Here is a 15,546-nt window from a genome sequence, read left to right as displayed (position 1 = left end):
GCTCCCTCCTGGCTCCGTTCGTGAAGCCAACATCCTCTCTTCCCTTTCTTTTGGTCTTTTGGCCGAAATCCTCCTGCGCACGTTTAAGGGGCGCCCTCCTGGGGCATCGGCGGGGCCGGCTCCGGGCCTGCGGTGGAGAGGACCATGCGGTCCGGATCCAGGTATTTCCGCACGACAGCCTGGATCTCCGCGGCGGTGATGCTGCGGATGATCTCCGGGAAACGCTCCAGGTAATCCAGGCCCAGCTCGAACAGCTCCATATCCACCAGCGCCCCGGCGATCCCTTCATTGGTCTCCAGCCGGAGCGGAAGGGATCCGATCAGGAAGGATTTATTGTCCTCCAGCTCCCGGGCCGGAACGCGCCGCTCCTGCATCCGGCGGATCTCCGTGCGGATCCCCTGGATCGCCCGGGGGAGATGTTCCGGAGCCACCCCGGCGATGACGCTCCACGGACCGGGGGCCAGTCCGGCGTCGAGCCGGCTGTAGACGTAGTAGGCCAGCCCGTCCCGATCCCGCACGTGATCCCCCAGCCGTCCCATCATCCCGAACACCCCCAGGATGGAGTTGGCCAGGGCGGCGGCGTAATACTCGGGATCCTTGCGGGCGAGGCCCACGGTGCCCATCACCAAATCCACCTGGGTCTTGCCGGGGATCGGGGTGTGCACGTGGATCCAGCGCGCCGGCGGGGCGGCCGGCGGCAGAGGGGGCGGCTCGGGCCGACGGGCCTCCCAATCCCCCAGAACCGCCTGCACGGCCCGGACCGCTTCCTCCGCCCGGATGGCCCCGACCACGGCCACGATCATCCGGGCCGGATGGTAGAAGGTGCGATGGAAGGCGAGCAGATCCTCCCGCGTGATCGCCTGCACGGTCTCCGGGTATCCATCCACGCTCCGTCCGTAAGGATGACCCTGAAACAGGGTCTCCCGGAAGCGCAGTCCGGCCATCCGCCGGGTGTCGTGCTCCCGCTCCTGCAGATCCGTGAGGATCTCCCCTCGCACCTTCTCCACCCCCTCCTCGGGGAAGGTGGGGTTCCGCAGGACATCGGCCAGGATCTCCAGCATGGCGGGCAGATCCTCCGCCAGGGCCTTCAGGGTGAAGCCGGTGGTGTGATAGCCGGCCCCGATCTCCAGGCTGGCCCCGACGGATTCGATGGCCTCATAGATCTCGTGGAAGGTGCGGTGGGATGTGCCCCGGGTGAGCGCCTCCGCGGTGAACGACGCCAGACCGATCCGATCCGGAGGATCGTCCAGGGCTCCGGCCCAGAGAAGGCCGGAGACCACCACTGAGGGACTGCTGAAGTTCTCATAGGCGAGCACCACGATCCCGTTGGGCAGCACCTCCCGGGCGATGGTGTGCGGACCCGGGACCGCCCATCGACGTCCCGACGAACGGAGAGGGCTCTGCGTGTTCGCTTTACGGGCCATGCGTGGCTCCTGAAGTGGGATGGGCCCGCCGGCATGCGGCGGCCAACCTGGGTTATAGTATAGGCGTTCGGTCCCTGCCGGGCGACGCGCCCTGAATGGAAGGGGCCGTTTCCCTGGTTCATCCCGGTGCGGAGAGGACAGCGTGATCGGTGAGGAGATCCTTTCCGAGCTCATGATCCTGCTCATCGCAGGGCTGGCCGCCCTCGTGCTGACGCTGGAGGATTGGCGGGGCTGGCTTCTGGCCTGGGCGTTGATGGGCGCGGGGGGCGGCTGGCTGCTGCAACAGACCCCCGGGGTACCCGGCCAGCTGGCAAGCATCCAGGTCCTCACCAGCGCCCTGCTGGCCCTGTTGCTCTATCTGACCGGCTGGCAGGCCCGGAAGGCGGCTCCGAAGACCCTGACCTCCCGCCCGCCGGTCCACTGGCGCTTCCGGGCTCTGGCGGCGCTTTTCTTCCATTACCTGGCCCGGATCCTCGCCGCCCGCTTCCCGATCCCCATCGCGCCCGCTCCCATCCTGATCACCACCTATACCCTCATCGGGATCGGGTTGCTGATCGCCACGCTGGGCCGTTCTCCGCTGCAGGTTGGCCTGGGGATCCTCACGATGTTCAGCGGCTACGGGCTTTTCTATTTCTCCGTTCAGGACAGCCTGCTGGCCATCGGGCTGATGGCGGGGATGAACCTGGTGATCGCCTTCCTCACCGCCGCCCTCACCCTGGTGCGCCAGGAGGCCTCTGCATGAACATCCCGTTGCTCCTCGTGCTGGCGATCCCTTTCCTGGCCGCCCCGCTGGTGTATCCGCTCCGGCGGACGCCCCTGGCCGCCCCGCTCGCGGCGGGCGCAGCCCTGGGCATCGTGGCGCTTCTCTGGGCGGTCCCATGGCCCCCGGCGGCCCTTTCAGCGGATTCGAGCACCCTGGGCCCCCCGGTGGTCCTCCTGGGGCGATCCCTGCGCCTGACGGCGACGGATCGCTGGGCCCTGAGCACGCTGTGGGGAAGCGCCGCATTGCTGTTCCTGAGCGCGTGGCCTTTCCGGTTCGAGCGCCGTCTGTATCCCATCGGCCTGGCCGCCGGAGGGCTGTGGGCCCTGGGCCTGCTCACCCGTCCCATCAGCCTGGGAGCCTTCTTCATCGGCGCCGCCGCCCTCCTGCTGACGCTTACGCTCCTGGGGGAAGGACACGGCATGGAGGGGGCCGCCCAGTATCTCATCGCCGCCAGCCTGGGCTTCCTGGCCTGGACCACCGCGGCCTGGGCGGCGGAGCAGGCCGCCCTCAACCCCGGCCAGCCCCTCTGGCCCACCATCGCCTTCACGCTGATCGGAGCCGCCATGGTCTTCTGGCTGGGCGTGTGGCCGGCGCATCGCTGGGTGCCGATGCTGTTCGCGGAGGGCGCTCCCATCGGCGCCGCTTTCACCGTCCTCCTGATCCACTACGGGACCTGGTTCTGGCTGGCGGCGTGGGCCCAGGAGTTCCCCTGGCTCCCCCGCCTTCCGGGATGGGGGATCGTCCTGCAGGCCCTCGGGATGCTGATGATGGGCAGCAGCGCCCTCCTGGCCCTGGCGGAGCGGGGCTGGGGAACCATCGGAGGCTATAGCTGGCTGGCGTCCAGCGGGCTGGCCTGGCTGGCCCTCAGCCTGGGGACGGAACCCGGGATCCATCTCAGCGCATGGGCGCTCTGGGTGCGGGTGGTGCCGCTGCTGGGCATGGCCTTCGCCCTGGCCGCTTACCGGCGCATGGCCGGCACCACGGAGCCCGGCCGGGTCTCGATGGCGCAGGGCCCGTGGGTGATCGGGCTGTTGCTGGGCAGCGGCCTGGCGATGCTCGACGCGCCGCCGTTCCCGGGGTTCGCGGCGCGATGGGCGATGACCCGGCTGCTGCTGCCGGCCCATCCCCTCCTGGCCCTGGGGTTGATCAGCCTGCCCGGGCTGCTGGGATGGGCGCTGTTGCGCAACCTGCTGGCCCGGGAGCCTCTGGACCGTCCGCTGCGCCCCATGCCACGCGCGGCCATCGGGTTCGGGATCGCCTGGTGGACCGCCGAGCTGCTCCTGCTTCTCGCCGCCCCCTGGCTGGGCATCCCGCTGGAGTCCCTCGCCCGCGCGTGGATCCGAACGCCGTAGCCGGGCGCGCCCCCTCATCCGGATGCGATCCATTTTGGATCACCATATTAGGACTTACGCCGTTTTCTGCGTATTCCGGTCGTGGCCTTGGGTTTTAGCCCAGGGCCAGAGGACCGGCCACGGGGGTCGCCCACCGACCCCTGCCCCGAGGGTCTAAGCCCTCGAGGAATTCCACCCCCCTGCGGGCGATGTTCACTGCCGCCGCCTCGTGACGGCCCATCCTCACCCCGCAAGGGCACGCCAAGACGTGCCCCCTTAGCCTTTCACCCACCCTGCCGCATACCGGACACGTCTTGGACGTGTTTTGCGGATCCACAAAAATCAGCGGGACGCCGTAGAATCTTGCCTTGTGCTCCAGGATGCGGTGGAACTTCATAATCGACCAGAAGTTGAGCAACCGTTGCCGCATCCTCCTGGACTTCCCCTCCCCAATCCGCTCCTTCATTCCCTTCAAGTCCTCCAGCACCAAGGCCGCCTTCATCCCCAGCGCCCAGGCGATCAGTGCCAGGGCCAAATGATGCCAGAAGTTCTCCGTCTTCTCCTGGCGGATCCTTCGATGCTTGGAAGCGATCTTCTTCCTGGCTTTCGGATTCTGCTTCCCCCTTGTCCCCTTGATCTCACGCCGCAGATGGTCCCGGTTGACCTTCCCCACGTAGCTGGTGTCAATCTCCCGGATCTCTCCAGTGGACGTCGCGAAAGCCGTCAGATTCCCCTCGTTGCTGTCAATCCCGATTACCCCATCCGGCTTATAGGGGGTGGGATCTGGGAACTTCAGGGGGATGGAGAGGGAGTGGGCCGTGAGCATCGGCTCCCCCATCTTTGCCCGCCCTGCCTTCCACTCGTCCAGCAGCCGGCGATACTTGTGGTGAGGGCGAAAGGTGAGGACGATGGGCTCCGGATCCCGGGGGGAGACCGGGATCGTGACGGTCAGGATCTCCCCGTCCCACTCGATCTTCACCGTCTGCCGGACCAGATAGATCGAGGGGCGCCGGATCTCCGGCCGGTCCGCCCGGGTCTTCCCCTTCCGCTGCTGGTTTCGGAAGCCGTGGACGATCCGGGCGCCGGATCGGATCGCTCCGTAGATGAGGTTGGAGTGGAGATCCGGATGCTGCGCGCGCAGGGAGGGGTAGAGGGCCTGGATGAGGGTGAAGGTGGCGGTTTTGCCGTTTTCCAGGGCGTAATCGACGGCCTGCCGCTGGATGTCGGCGCAGGCCTCCATCAGGGCGCGGATCCTGGGATGCTCCTCGAACCGGAACCGCAGGCAGACCGTCGGCATCGTCGCCGCCTCCATCATGATGATAGCCCCGTCCGTCGCATGGGGAGAAGGACGGATCCAACTGCGTAACTCCTACATATATGACGTATAATGAAACGCGGGGCCGGGTCTTCGCGTGTTCCCCCTGCTCTACCCCGGCTTTCTGAGCTCACCTCCGGAGGGGCCAGCGATGGGAGGGGTGCGGAAAGCGGTGCGATGGCCGGCCCGGCGGCCGATGCCATCCCTGTGGGCCAGCTGGAAGCCGCTGGGGATCGGGGAGCAGCGCCCGAACAACTACCTGGAGATCCTGCGGGCCATCTGGGAGAACCGGGACCGGCTGGGCTACGCCTGGCGCGTTTTGAATGACGGGGTATGCGACGGCTGCGCCCTGGGCACCATCGGGATGCGCGACTGGACCATCACCGGGATCCACCTCTGCAACATCCGCCTCCGCTTGCTCCGCCTCAACACCATGCCTCCGCTGGACGTCCGATTGCTTGCGGATGTGGAGGCCCTGCGATCCCGATCTGCGCGGGCGTTGCGGGCGCTGGGCCGGTTGCCCTACCCGATGATCCGGCGTCGGGGCGAGCCGGGCTTCCGCCGGATCTCCTGGGAGGAGGCGCTGGACCTCATCGCAGCCTTCATCCGCAACACCTCTCCGGGGCGCCTGGGCTTCTACCTCACCAGCCGGGGTCTTCCCAACGAGGCCTATTACGTGGCCCAGAAGGCCGTGCGGGCCATGGGGACCAACTCCATCGACAACGCCGCCCGGATCTGCCATGCCCCGAGCACCCTCGCCCTCAAGGCCGCTCTCGGCGTGGCCGCCACCACGTGTTCCTACACTGATCTCATCGGGACCGACCTCATCGTCTTCTTCGGCTCGAACGTGGCCAACAACCAGCCGGTGATGATGAAATACCTCTACTACGCCCGCAAGGCGGGGACCCGCGTGGTCCTGGTCAACCCCTACCGCGAGCCCGCCATGGAGCGTTACTGGGTCCCCTCGGACCTGGAGAGCGCCCTCTTCGGCACCCGCATCACCGATCGCTTCTTCCAGGTCCGAGTGGGCGGCGACATCGCCTTCATCTACGGGGCGATCAAACACATGATCGAACAGGGGTGGATGGATGAGGCGTTCATCCGCAACCACACCGCAGGCTTTGAGGAGCTGCGGGCGATGCTGCAGGGCCTCTCCTGGGAGGAGCTGGAGGAGGGCGCGGGGCTCTCCCGGGAGGAGATGAGGGAGTTCGCCCGCATGGTCGCGGAGGCGGACCGCGCGGTTTTCGTCTGGAGCATGGGGATCACCCAACACACCCATGGCGAGGACAACGTCCATGCCATCATCAACCTGGCCCTGATGAAGGGCTTCGTCGGCCGGGAGGGTTGCGGCCTGATGCCCATCCGGGGCCACTCGGGGGTCCAGGGCGGAGCGGAGATGGGCGCTTACGCCACCGCCTTCCCGGGCGGCCTCCCCATCAACGAAGAGAACGCCCGCCGCCTCTCGGCGCTCTACGGCTTCGAGGTCCCCGCTACGCGCGGCCTCACCGCCCCGGAGATGATCGAGGCGGCCCATCGCGGGGAGCTGGACCTCCTCTTCAGCGTGGGCGGCAACTTCTATGAGGTGCTTCCGGATCCCGATTTCGTCCGCGAGGCCCTGGAGCGGATCCCCCTGCGGGTGCACATGGACATCGTGCTCTCGCCCCCGATGCTCTTCGAACCCGGAGAGGCGGTGATCCTGCTACCGGCGGCCACCCGCTACGAAGGCCCGGGCGGGGTGACCGAGACCACCACCGAACGCCGGGTGATCTTCAGCCCGGAGATCCCGGGACCGCGGATCGGCGAGGCCCGTCCCGAATGGTGGGTCTTCGGGGAGCTGGCCGCCCGGGTCCGGCCGGATCTCGCCGACCGGGTTCGCTTCCCGAACACCCAGGCCATCCGGGAGGAGATCGCCCGGGTGATCCCGATGTATGACGGGATCCAGCACCTGCGGAAGAAAGGGGATCAGTTCCAGTATGGCGGGCCGCTGCTTTGCGCCGGCTGGCAGTTCCCCACCCCGGATGGGAAGGCCCACTTCAAGGCGGTGCCGCTGCCGCGGACGTCCATCCCGGAGGGAGCGTTCCGGGTGGCCACCCGGCGCGGGAAGCAGTTCAACAGCATGATCCACGAGGACATCGATCCCATCAATGGCCTCCCGCGGGACGCGGTGTTGATGCACCCCCACGACGCGGCCCGCCTGGGGCTACGCCCCGGAGATCCCGTCCGGCTTTGGAACCCTTACGGGGAGCTGCGGGGCCGGGTCTTCCTGGCCGACGTGAAGCCCGGCACCCTCCAGGTGCACTGGCCCGAGGGGAACGCCCTGGCGGCCCCCGAGGCCCGCTCGCCTCTGGCCGGCATCCCCGCTTACAAAGGGATCTTCGCCTTTGTGGAGCGCGCGAACGGGGATGCGGCTCCCTGAGCGCCGCGCGGGAGGAGAGGCCTGTGGATCGCGATGGGATGTGGAAGCTGTGGCCGGTCATCGGCCTGCGCCCGGGGCGACGGGAGCGACAGGAAGACGCTGTGATCGCGGAGGAGCCCCTGGAGATCCAGATCGCCCTCCCCAATGCGGAAGGCGCGGAGGTCCTCCCCGTCGCGGTCACGATGCGGACCCCGGGGGACGATGAGGACCTGGCCCTGGGCTTTCTCTACACGGAGGGTCTGATCGACGATCCTCGATGGATCCGCGCGGGGCTGTCCTCGGAGCGCCCAACCCCTCACACCGTCCGGGTTGTGCTCCCTCCGGGTCACGGGATCGACCGGCAGCGGCTGACCCGTCACTTCTATATGACCAGCAGCTGCGGGGTATGCGGGAAAGCGGCCGTTGAAGCGGTATTCGTCCAGGGCTATCCCCCGCTGCCGGAGGATGAGCCGGTGATCCCGCTCTCGCTCCTTGTGGATCTGCCGCGGCGGATGCGCGAGGCCCAGCGCCTCTTCCATCGGACCGGTGGGCTGCATGCGGCGGCGATCTTCGACCCGGCGGGCGAGCTGCTCTGGGTGCGGGAGGACGTGGGGCGACACAACGCGGTGGACAAGGTCATCGGGGCGGCGCTGCGGGCCGGGCGGATCCCCCTCTCCCACGCCATCATGCTGGTGAGCGGGCGGGCCGGGTTCGAGATCGCCCAGAAGGCCCTGCGGGCCGGCATTCCGATCTTGGCGGCCCTCGGCGCCCCCTCCAGCCTGACGCTGGAGCTGGCCCACGCCGCCGGGATGACGGTGGTCGGCTTCCTGCGCCCGGAGGGAGCGAACGTCTACACCGCCCCCTGGCGGATCGCCGGATAACAGGGGTCCTCCTGGCCTTTGAACCAGGCAACTTCCGCTTCATTCGACCTCCAACCCCCTCGCTTTCCGGTGAGGAGACTTCTCTCCACCCCATCCCAGCAGATCGTCGGATCACAACACGGCCGGGCGGGCCGTTCCCTTCCGCGCCATAATTATAGGAGCTACGCAGTTGGATCCGTCATTCTCCCCACGCGGCGGACAAGGCTATCATCATGATGGAGGCGGCGACGATGCCGACGGTCTGCCTGCGGTTCCGGTTCGAGGAGCATCCCAGGATCCGCGCCCTGATGGAGGCCTGCGCCGACATCCAGCGGCAGGCCGTCGACTACGCCCTGGAAAACGGCAAAACCGCCACCTTCACCCTCATCAAAGCCCTCTACCCCTCCCTGCGCGCGCAGCATCCGGATCTCCACTCCAGTCTCATCTACGGGGCGATCCGATCCGGCGCCCGGGTCGTCCACGTCTTTCGGAATCAACAGCGGAGAGGGAAGACCCGGGCGGACCGGCCGGAGATCCGGCGCCCCTCGGTCTACCTGGTTCGGCAGACGGTGAAGATCGAATGGGATGGCGAGATCCTGACCGTCACGATTCCGGTCTCCCCCCGGGATCCGGAGCCCATCGTCCTCACTTTCCGTCCCCACCACAAGTATCGCCGGCTGCTGGACGAGTGGAAGGCGGGGCGGGCGAGGATGGGGGAGCCGACGCTCACGGCCCACTCCCTCTCCATCCCCCTCAAGTTCCCCGATCCCATCCCCTATAGGCCGGAGGGGGTGATCGGGATCGATAGCAACGAGGGGAATCTGACGGCCTTCGTGACCTCCACCGGCGAGATCCGGGAGATCGACACCCGGTATGTGGGGAAGGTCAACCGGGACCATCTGCGGCGCGAGATCAAAGGGACGAGAGGAAAGCACAACCCGAAGGCCAAGAAGAAGATCGCCTCCAAACACCGAAGGATTCGCCGGGAGAAGACGGAGAACTTCTGGCATCATCTGGCCCTGGCCTTGATTGCCTGGGCGCTCGGGATGAAAGCGGCTCTGGTGCTGGAGGATCTCAAGGGGATGAAGGAGCGGATCGGGGAGGGGAAGTCCAGGAGGATGCGGCAGCGCCTGCTCAATTTCTGGAGCATTATGACTTTCCATCGGATTCTGGTTCACAAGGCGAGGTTTTATGGGGTTCCGGTGATTGGGGTGGATCCGCAGAACACGTCCCGGGCGTGTCCGGTATGCGGCAAAGTGAATGAAAGGCTAAGGGGACCCGTTCGGGCGTGCCCTTGCGGGGTGAGGATGGGCCGTCACGCGGCGGCGGCGGTGAACATCGCCCGCAGGGGGATGGAATTCCTCGGGGGCTTAGACCCTCGGGGCAGGGGTCGGTGGGCGACCCCGGTGGCCGGTCCTCTGGCCTTGGGCTAAAAACCCAAGGCCACGACCGGAATACGCAGAAAACGGCGTAAGTCCTAAATTATTTGGGCGGAACCCCCGTGCTGCCGGAGGCTCCAGTGGGCTTCCGGCGTAGATCCGGGATCTGTGAGATGATGGAGCCGCCGGTCCGACGCATTCTGGGCGTCCGGGTGCACGATGTCACCCTGGCCGAGGCCTTAGAGCTCGTGGAGGCCTTCATCGCCGAGGGAGGGCCGCATCAGGTCTGCACCGTGAACCCGGAGTTCGTGATGCACGCCCGTCGGAACCCGGACTTCTTCCGGGTCCTGGAGGGATCCAGCCTGAATGTCCCGGACGGCGTCGGGTTGCTCTGGGCCGGGAGGATGCTGGGACAGCCCCTACGGGAGCGGGTGGCGGGGGTGGACCTGATGGAGGCCCTGATCGCCCGGGCCGCGGAGCGGGGATGGCGGGTGTTCCTGCTGGGCGCTGCGGAAGGGGTCGCTGAGCGCGCGGCAAGGGTCCTGCAGGCCCGCTACCCGGGCTGGATCCTCGCCGGGACCTTCGCGGGCTCCCCCCGGCCGGAGGAGGCCCCGGCGATCCGGGAGCGCTTGCAGGAGGCCCGGCCGGATCTCCTCTTCGTCGCATACGGGGCCCCGCAACAGGATCTCTGGATCGCCCGTCACCAGCCGGCGCTCCGGATCCCGGTCGCCATGGGGGTCGGCGGGGCCTTTGATTTCATCGCCGGCGTCGTGCCCCGGGCCCCTCGCTGGATGCGGGAGGCTGGCCTGGAGTGGCTCTACCGGCTGATCCGTCAGCCGTGGCGGTGGCGGCGGATGCGCGCCTTGCCCCGCTTCGTGCTCGCGGTTCTGGCGGCCCGCTATGCTTCCCGGTGAGGGAAGAAGCGCCCGCCCTAATAGGGGACGACGGGTTCGGTGGCGCAATGAGGAAGCGAAGGATGGGCCCTGTGTAGGAGGGGCTTCAGCCCCAAACTCTCGGTCTTCGATGACGCGGGGTCGCGGCTTCGTGCAGTTTGTGGCCGAAATGAATTTCGGTCTACAGATTGAAAAGGAGCGGGGATGACACGCTTTGAGCTGGTGGCGCCTTTCGAGCCCACAGGGGATCAGCCGCAGGCCATCGAGAAGCTGGTGGAGGGCCTGCGCCGGGGCTATCGCTACCAGACGTTGTTGGGGGCCACGGGCACCGGCAAGACCTTCACCATCGCCCACGTCATCGCCCGGGTTCAGAAGCCCACCCTGGTCATCAGCCACAACAAAACCCTGGCCGCCCAGCTCTACGCCGAGTTCCGGGAGTTCTTCCCCCGCAACGCGGTGGAGTATTTCGTCAGCTACTACGATTACTACCAGCCGGAGGCCTACATCCCCCAGACGGACACCTACATCGAGAAGGAGACCAGCATCAACGAGGAGATTGAGCGGCTGCGCCTGGCGGCCACCCAGGCCCTCTTCACCCGGCGCGATGTGATCATCGTGGCCTCCGTATCCTGCATCTACGGCATCGGCAACCCCCACGACTGGGGCCAGGTGGTCATCCGCTTGCAACGCGGCCAGGTCCGCCGTCGGGACAACCTGCTGCGGCATCTGGTGGACATCCAGTATACGCGCAATGACATCGACTTCCGGCGGGGGACCTTCCGGGTGCGGGGGGACACGGTGGACGTGTTTCCCGCTTATCAGGACACGGCCATCCGCATTGAGTTCTGGGGGGATGAGATCGACCGCCTGGTGGAGTTCGACCCCCTGACCGGGGAGGTGCTCCGCCTGCACGAGGCGGTGGAGATCTACCCGGCCAAGCACTTCGTGACTCCCGAAGAGAAGCTGCGTCGGGCCATCGCCTCCATCGAACAGGAGCTCCACCAGCGCCTGGAGGAGCTGCGGGCCCAGGGCAAGCTCCTGGAGGCCGAGCGGCTCCGCCAGCGCACCCTCTATGACCTGGAGATGCTGCGGGAGGTGGGCTACTGCCACGGCATCGAGAACTACTCCCGGCACCTGGACGGACGGGCCCCGGGGGAGCCCCCGTGGACGCTGCTGGATTACTTCCCCGACGATTTCCTGGTGGTGATCGACGAGTCCCACATGACCATCCCCCAGCTGCGGGGGATGTATCACGGGGATCGCTCCCGCAAGGAGACGCTGGTGGAATACGGCTTCCGCCTCCCCTCGGCCCTGGACAACCGGCCCCTCACCTTCGAGGAGTTCGAACAGCGGGTCCGCCAGGTGATCTTCATGTCCGCCACCCCCGGTCCGTATGAGCTGGAGAAATCCGAGCAGGTCGTCGAGCAGCTGATCCGGCCCACCGGGATCCTGGACCCCATCGTGGAGGTGCGCCCGACGAAGGGGCAGATCGAGGACCTCATCGGCGAGATCCGCCGACGGGTCGCCCGGGGGGAGCGAGCCCTGGTCACCACCCTGACCAAGCGCCTGGCCGAGGAGCTCTCGGATTACCTCAACGAGATGGGCATCCGCACCCACTACCTGCACGCGGACATCGACACCCTGGAGCGCGTGGAGATCCTGCGGGATCTCCGCCTGGGGGTTTACGATGTGGTGGTGGGGATCAACCTGCTGCGGGAGGGATTGGACCTCCCGGAGGTCTCCCTGGTGGCGGTGCTGGACGCGGACCAGGAGGGTTTCCTGCGCAGCGAGACCGCGTTGATCCAGACCATCGGGCGGGCGGCCCGCCATGTGAACGGGACGGCCATCCTCTACGCCGACCGGATCACCGAATCCATGCGCCGGGCCATCGAGGAGACCAACCGGCGACGGGCGATCCAGGAGGCTTATAATCGCGCCCATGGCATCGAGCCCCGCTCTATCGTGAAGGCGGTGCGGGACCTCACGGATCGGGTTCGGGAGATGGTGGCGGAGGAGGCCGGGACGGCCGGACGGCCGCCGGCGATGCCGAAGGAGGAGCTGCAGCGGCTGATCCGCGCCCTGGAGAAGGAGATGAAGCGGGCCGCCCAGGCCCTGGAGTTCGAGAAAGCCGCCGCCCTGCGGGACCAGATCTTCGAGCTGCGGGAGCAGCTGCGGGTGATCGAGCTGGCGGAGACCCCGCCGGAGGCGAGGATCCGGCGCCTGGTGGAGATGGAGCAGCCGGAGGAGGAGCCGGATTCCGAAACCCCCGTCGCGCCCGCGCCGCCGGGGCGGCGCAACCGCCCCCGCCGCAAGGGATAGCCCTGGGAGAACACCCGATCTTTTCACGCCGATTGAAATCGGCCTCCTCAGGCGCTGGCGCGCCGGGCGTCGGCCTTCGCCGACGCAAAAGGATTTTCCCGGTCGGCGCAGGCCGACCATCGGCCGAAGGCCTCTCGAGGCCGAATTCATTCGGCAAATCAGATGGGAGTTCCCGGATGCAGCCGCCTCGACGGGTGATGATCATCTACAACCCGGCCGCGGGCCCCCGGGAGATGACCCGGGAGATCCAGGCGGTCGCGCGCAGATGGGAGGGCCGGGGATGGTCCGTGATCATACGGATCACCGAGCGCCCCGGGATGGCCACGGAGCTCGCCCATGAGGCCGCCCTGGAGGGGTTCGACTGGGTGGTGGCCGCCGGCGGAGACGGCACGGTGAACGAAGTGGCCAACGGCCTGGTCGGGTTGCCCAGCGCCCTGGGGGTGCTGCCCGTGGGCACCGGGAACGTGTGGGCTCGACAGCTGGGCCTGCCCACCTATCCCCTGGTGCATCCATTGCGCGTCCAGGTGGCCGCCCAGCTCCTGGAGGCCGCGCGGATCCACCTCATCGATGTCGGACGGGCGAACGGGCGCTACTTCCTGCTCTGGGCCGGCATCGGGCTGGACGCTCAAGTGGCGCAACAGATGGAGCCCCGGGATCGGGGCACCAAGCGCCTGGGGGCCCTGGCCTACCTGATCGCCGCCGCCCTCATCGCCCGGGATTTCCCGGCCATGCGGGCCACCGTGTTCATCGACGGCCGTCGCCGGATCCGAGGCCGCACCCTGGTGGTGCTGGTGGCCAACGCCCAGCTCTACGGCGGGCTGGTCCGCATCGCCCCCCAGGCGTTGCTGGACGACGGATACCTCAACATCTGTGTGTTCCGGGGGATGGGGCTGCCGTGGGCCCTGCGGCACTTCATCAATGTGTTCGGAGGACGCCATCTCCAGGATCCGGCCGTCAAATTCTTCACCGGGCGCCAGGTCCTGGTCGAAACCCGGCCGGTGGTCCCGGTGCAGGTGGACGGGGAACCCATCGGCCACACCCCTATGGTCTTCGAAGTCGTCCCCCGCTCCCTGCGTATCCTGGTCCCCCCTACCGCCCCGGCTTCGCTTTTCCGAGACCTCGCCGGGACCTCGGATGTTCCTGCTTCCGCACGCTGATCTCGCGGCGCCGTCCCCTTCTCCCCTTCCCCAATTCTCAGCAAAATCTCATGACAAGGCCCCTTCGGCTTCCACGCCCGGGAGGGATTTCGCGGAAACCATGGATGGGAGGAGCGCCGATGTCCGGATGGATGGGACGTCTGCTGGTGCTGAGCCTTTTCGCGGCCGCGATGGCCTACGTGGAGAGCGCGGTGGTGGTCTACTTGCGGCACGTCTATGGGATCACGGATCTGCTTCGAGACGCGCCGACCCAGCCGGATCCGCTCACCCCCATCGAGCTGGGACGGGAGATCGCCACCCTGGTGATGTTGGGAACGGTCGGAGCCCTGACCGGGCGAACCCCCGCCGCGCGCTGGGGGTTCTTCCTTTACGCGTGGGGGCTCTGGGACATCCTGTATTACGCTTGGCTTCGGGTTTTCATCGGCTGGCCCGCCTCGCTGCTGGACTGGGATCTCCTCTTCCTGATCCCCCTGCCCTGGTGGGGGCCGGTCTGGGCTCCCGTCCTGGCCGCGGCGATGATGATGGTGGTAGGAGCCCGGATGGCCCGGCGCAGCGAGCAGGGGTTCGTTCTCCGCATCGACCGGGCCGCGTTGCTCCTCGGCGCGCTGGGATCTCTCCTGGCGCTGTATACCGTGCTGGCCCCGGGCCTGCACGCCCTCCCCGGCGGCCTCGAGGCGGTCGCCCGAGCCCGTCCCGCCGCCTTCCCCGCATGGCTTTACCTGATCGGATGGGGGATGGTGGCCGCCGCCGGCTGGCGGATCAGCGGGGGGACCCCCGCGCCCGCCCGCCTTCCGGAAGAGCTCCGCCCGGGTTAAGATGGGAAGGGGCCGGCCGATGGGCCCGCCCGGAAGCTCACCTTCAACAGGAGCGCAGGTCGCGTGATCCGCAAACCGACAACGCGTTCGAAACCCTCGCTGCCGCCCGATCTCTATGGGGAGGAATACTTCCTCTCCGCCTGCGAGGGCTATGAGGAGTTCCTCCGCACACGCGGGGAACATCTCTCCCGGCGCCTCCAGGCCGCCTTCGCCGTGGCGGAGGTCCGCCCCGGCATGCGGGTGCTGGACGTCGGCTGCGGGCGTGGGGAGATCGTCCGTCATTGCGCCCGCCTGGGCGCATGGGCCATCGGCGTCGATTACGCCGCCGCCGCCGTGCAGCTTTCGGCCCGCCTGCTCCGGGAGGCCGTCGACCTGCAGGCCCCGGCCGCCCTGGCCCAGGCCGACGCCAAATACCTTCCCTTCCGGGCAGGGGTCTTCGACCGGGTGCTGATGTTCGACGTGGTCGAGCACCTCTTCCCATGGGAGCTCCGCCTGGCGCTGCGGGAGGCTCACCGGGTGCTGAAGCCCGGCGGGATGCTGGTCATCCACACCGCTCCGAACCGCTGGTATGACGCCTACGCCTATCCCCTCGTCCGCCTGGTCCGCACCCTTCAGGGCCTGGGCCACCTCTACCCGCCCAACCCGCGCGCCCTCAACGTCCCGGTCAACGAGGCCGTCCACGTGAACGAACAGGGTCCCCTCGGCCTGTGGTGGGCCCTGCGCCGGGCAGGCTTCCGCCCGGTGCGGGTCTGGCTCTCGACCCCCCCGCAAAACCGCCAGGAGGGACCCTTCTTCCGCATGCTGCGCCACATCGCCTTCCACTGGATCCCCTTTCGCTGGTTCTTCGAGCGAGAGGTGTTCGCAGTGGCGGTCCGGCCGTGAGCCTCAGGAGGTT

The 15,546-nt window shown here is 67.8% G+C and carries 12 protein-coding genes; 10 read left to right on the top strand and 2 right to left on the bottom strand.

Features of this window, described 5'->3' with window-relative positions:
• Positions 1-83: 83 nt before the first annotated feature.
• Entirely contained in the window at positions 84-1,424 is a 1,341-nt protein-coding gene (locus tag KNN16_RS03045; RefSeq protein ID WP_303898707.1) for a pitrilysin family protein, read from the bottom strand.
• A gap of 142 nt (positions 1,425-1,566) precedes the next feature.
• On the opposite strand from KNN16_RS03045, the gene KNN16_RS03040 reads away from it, so the two are divergent.
• The gene (locus tag KNN16_RS03040) at positions 1,567-2,166 is read left to right on the top strand and encodes a hypothetical protein (protein ID WP_303898706.1); all 600 of its coding nucleotides are present in this window, start codon (positions 1,567-1,569) and stop codon (positions 2,164-2,166) included.
• Positions 2,163-3,539, top strand: coding sequence for a hypothetical protein (locus KNN16_RS03035; RefSeq protein WP_303898704.1), 1,377 nt, complete (start codon positions 2,163-2,165; stop codon positions 3,537-3,539). The genes KNN16_RS03040 and KNN16_RS03035 overlap by 4 nt, the downstream gene beginning before the upstream one ends.
• A gap of 94 nt (positions 3,540-3,633) precedes the next feature.
• On the opposite strand, the gene KNN16_RS03030 is transcribed toward KNN16_RS03035, so the two are convergent.
• The gene (locus KNN16_RS03030; protein ID WP_303898702.1) at positions 3,634-4,815 is read right to left on the bottom strand and encodes a transposase; all 1,182 of its coding nucleotides are present in this window, start codon (positions 4,813-4,815) and stop codon (positions 3,634-3,636) included.
• A 169-nt stretch (positions 4,816-4,984) separates the two neighbouring features.
• On the opposite strand from KNN16_RS03030, the gene KNN16_RS03025 reads away from it, so the two are divergent.
• The 8 genes from KNN16_RS03025 (at position 4,985) to KNN16_RS02990 (ending at position 15,533) form a co-directional block, all read left to right on the top strand.
• A complete protein-coding gene (locus KNN16_RS03025; protein WP_303898701.1) occupies positions 4,985-7,249 on the top strand; it encodes an FdhF/YdeP family oxidoreductase in 2,265 nt (754 codons plus the stop codon).
• A 38-nt stretch (positions 7,250-7,287) separates the two neighbouring features.
• Positions 7,288-8,109 carry a formate dehydrogenase accessory sulfurtransferase FdhD gene (gene fdhD, locus KNN16_RS03020; protein WP_303898699.1) on the top strand — a complete coding sequence of 274 codons (822 nt, stop codon included), beginning with the start codon at positions 7,288-7,290 and terminating at the stop codon, positions 8,107-8,109.
• Positions 8,110-8,339: 230 nt separating this feature from the next.
• Positions 8,340-9,521, top strand: a complete 1,182-nt coding sequence (locus tag KNN16_RS03015) for a transposase (protein WP_303898697.1) — start codon at positions 8,340-8,342, stop codon at positions 9,519-9,521.
• Positions 9,522-9,640: 119 nt separating this feature from the next.
• Positions 9,641-10,381, top strand: a complete 741-nt coding sequence (locus KNN16_RS03010; protein WP_303898695.1) for a WecB/TagA/CpsF family glycosyltransferase — start codon at positions 9,641-9,643, stop codon at positions 10,379-10,381.
• Between the two features lie 183 nt (positions 10,382-10,564).
• Entirely contained in the window at positions 10,565-12,679 is a 2,115-nt protein-coding gene (gene uvrB, locus KNN16_RS03005) for an excinuclease ABC subunit UvrB (protein ID WP_303898693.1), read from the top strand.
• A 176-nt stretch (positions 12,680-12,855) separates the two neighbouring features.
• Positions 12,856-13,836 (top strand): diacylglycerol kinase family protein, encoded by a 981-nt coding sequence (locus KNN16_RS03000; RefSeq protein ID WP_303898691.1) that lies wholly within the window; start codon positions 12,856-12,858, stop codon positions 13,834-13,836.
• Positions 13,837-13,955: 119 nt separating this feature from the next.
• Complete coding sequence (locus tag KNN16_RS02995) at positions 13,956-14,651, top strand: hypothetical protein (RefSeq protein WP_303898689.1); 696 nt, start codon at positions 13,956-13,958, stop codon at positions 14,649-14,651.
• 63 nt (positions 14,652-14,714) lie between these two features.
• A complete protein-coding gene (locus tag KNN16_RS02990) occupies positions 14,715-15,533 on the top strand; it encodes a class I SAM-dependent methyltransferase (protein ID WP_303898687.1) in 819 nt (272 codons plus the stop codon).
• Positions 15,534-15,546 lie beyond the last annotated feature (13 nt).

This window comes from Thermoflexus hugenholtzii (genome assembly GCF_018771565.1).
Lineage (GTDB): Bacteria > Chloroflexota > Anaerolineae > Thermoflexales > Thermoflexaceae > Thermoflexus > Thermoflexus hugenholtzii_A.
This window is presented reverse-complemented; position numbering and strand designations above follow the sequence as displayed.

Bases quoted from the DNA above. Each gene is read 5' to 3' on its own strand.
- KNN16_RS03045 (WP_303898707.1), bottom strand. From the start codon at position 1,424: ATGGCCCGTAAAGCGAACACGCAGAGCCCTCTCCGTTCGTCGGGACGT.
- KNN16_RS03035 (WP_303898704.1), top strand. From the start codon at position 2,163: ATGAACATCCCGTTGCTCCTCGTGCTGGCGATCCCTTTCCTGGCCGCC.
- KNN16_RS03030 (WP_303898702.1), bottom strand. From the start codon at position 4,815: ATGCCGACGGTCTGCCTGCGGTTCCGGTTCGAGGAGCATCCCAGGATC.
- KNN16_RS03025 (WP_303898701.1), top strand. From the start codon at position 4,985: ATGGGAGGGGTGCGGAAAGCGGTGCGATGGCCGGCCCGGCGGCCGATG.
- fdhD (WP_303898699.1), top strand. From the start codon at position 7,288: ATGTGGAAGCTGTGGCCGGTCATCGGCCTGCGCCCGGGGCGACGGGAG.
- KNN16_RS03015 (WP_303898697.1), top strand. From the start codon at position 8,340: ATGCCGACGGTCTGCCTGCGGTTCCGGTTCGAGGAGCATCCCAGGATC.
- KNN16_RS03010 (WP_303898695.1), top strand. From the start codon at position 9,641: ATGATGGAGCCGCCGGTCCGACGCATTCTGGGCGTCCGGGTGCACGAT.
- uvrB (WP_303898693.1), top strand. From the start codon at position 10,565: ATGACACGCTTTGAGCTGGTGGCGCCTTTCGAGCCCACAGGGGATCAG.
- KNN16_RS03000 (WP_303898691.1), top strand. From the start codon at position 12,856: ATGCAGCCGCCTCGACGGGTGATGATCATCTACAACCCGGCCGCGGGC.
- KNN16_RS02995 (WP_303898689.1), top strand. From the start codon at position 13,956: ATGTCCGGATGGATGGGACGTCTGCTGGTGCTGAGCCTTTTCGCGGCC.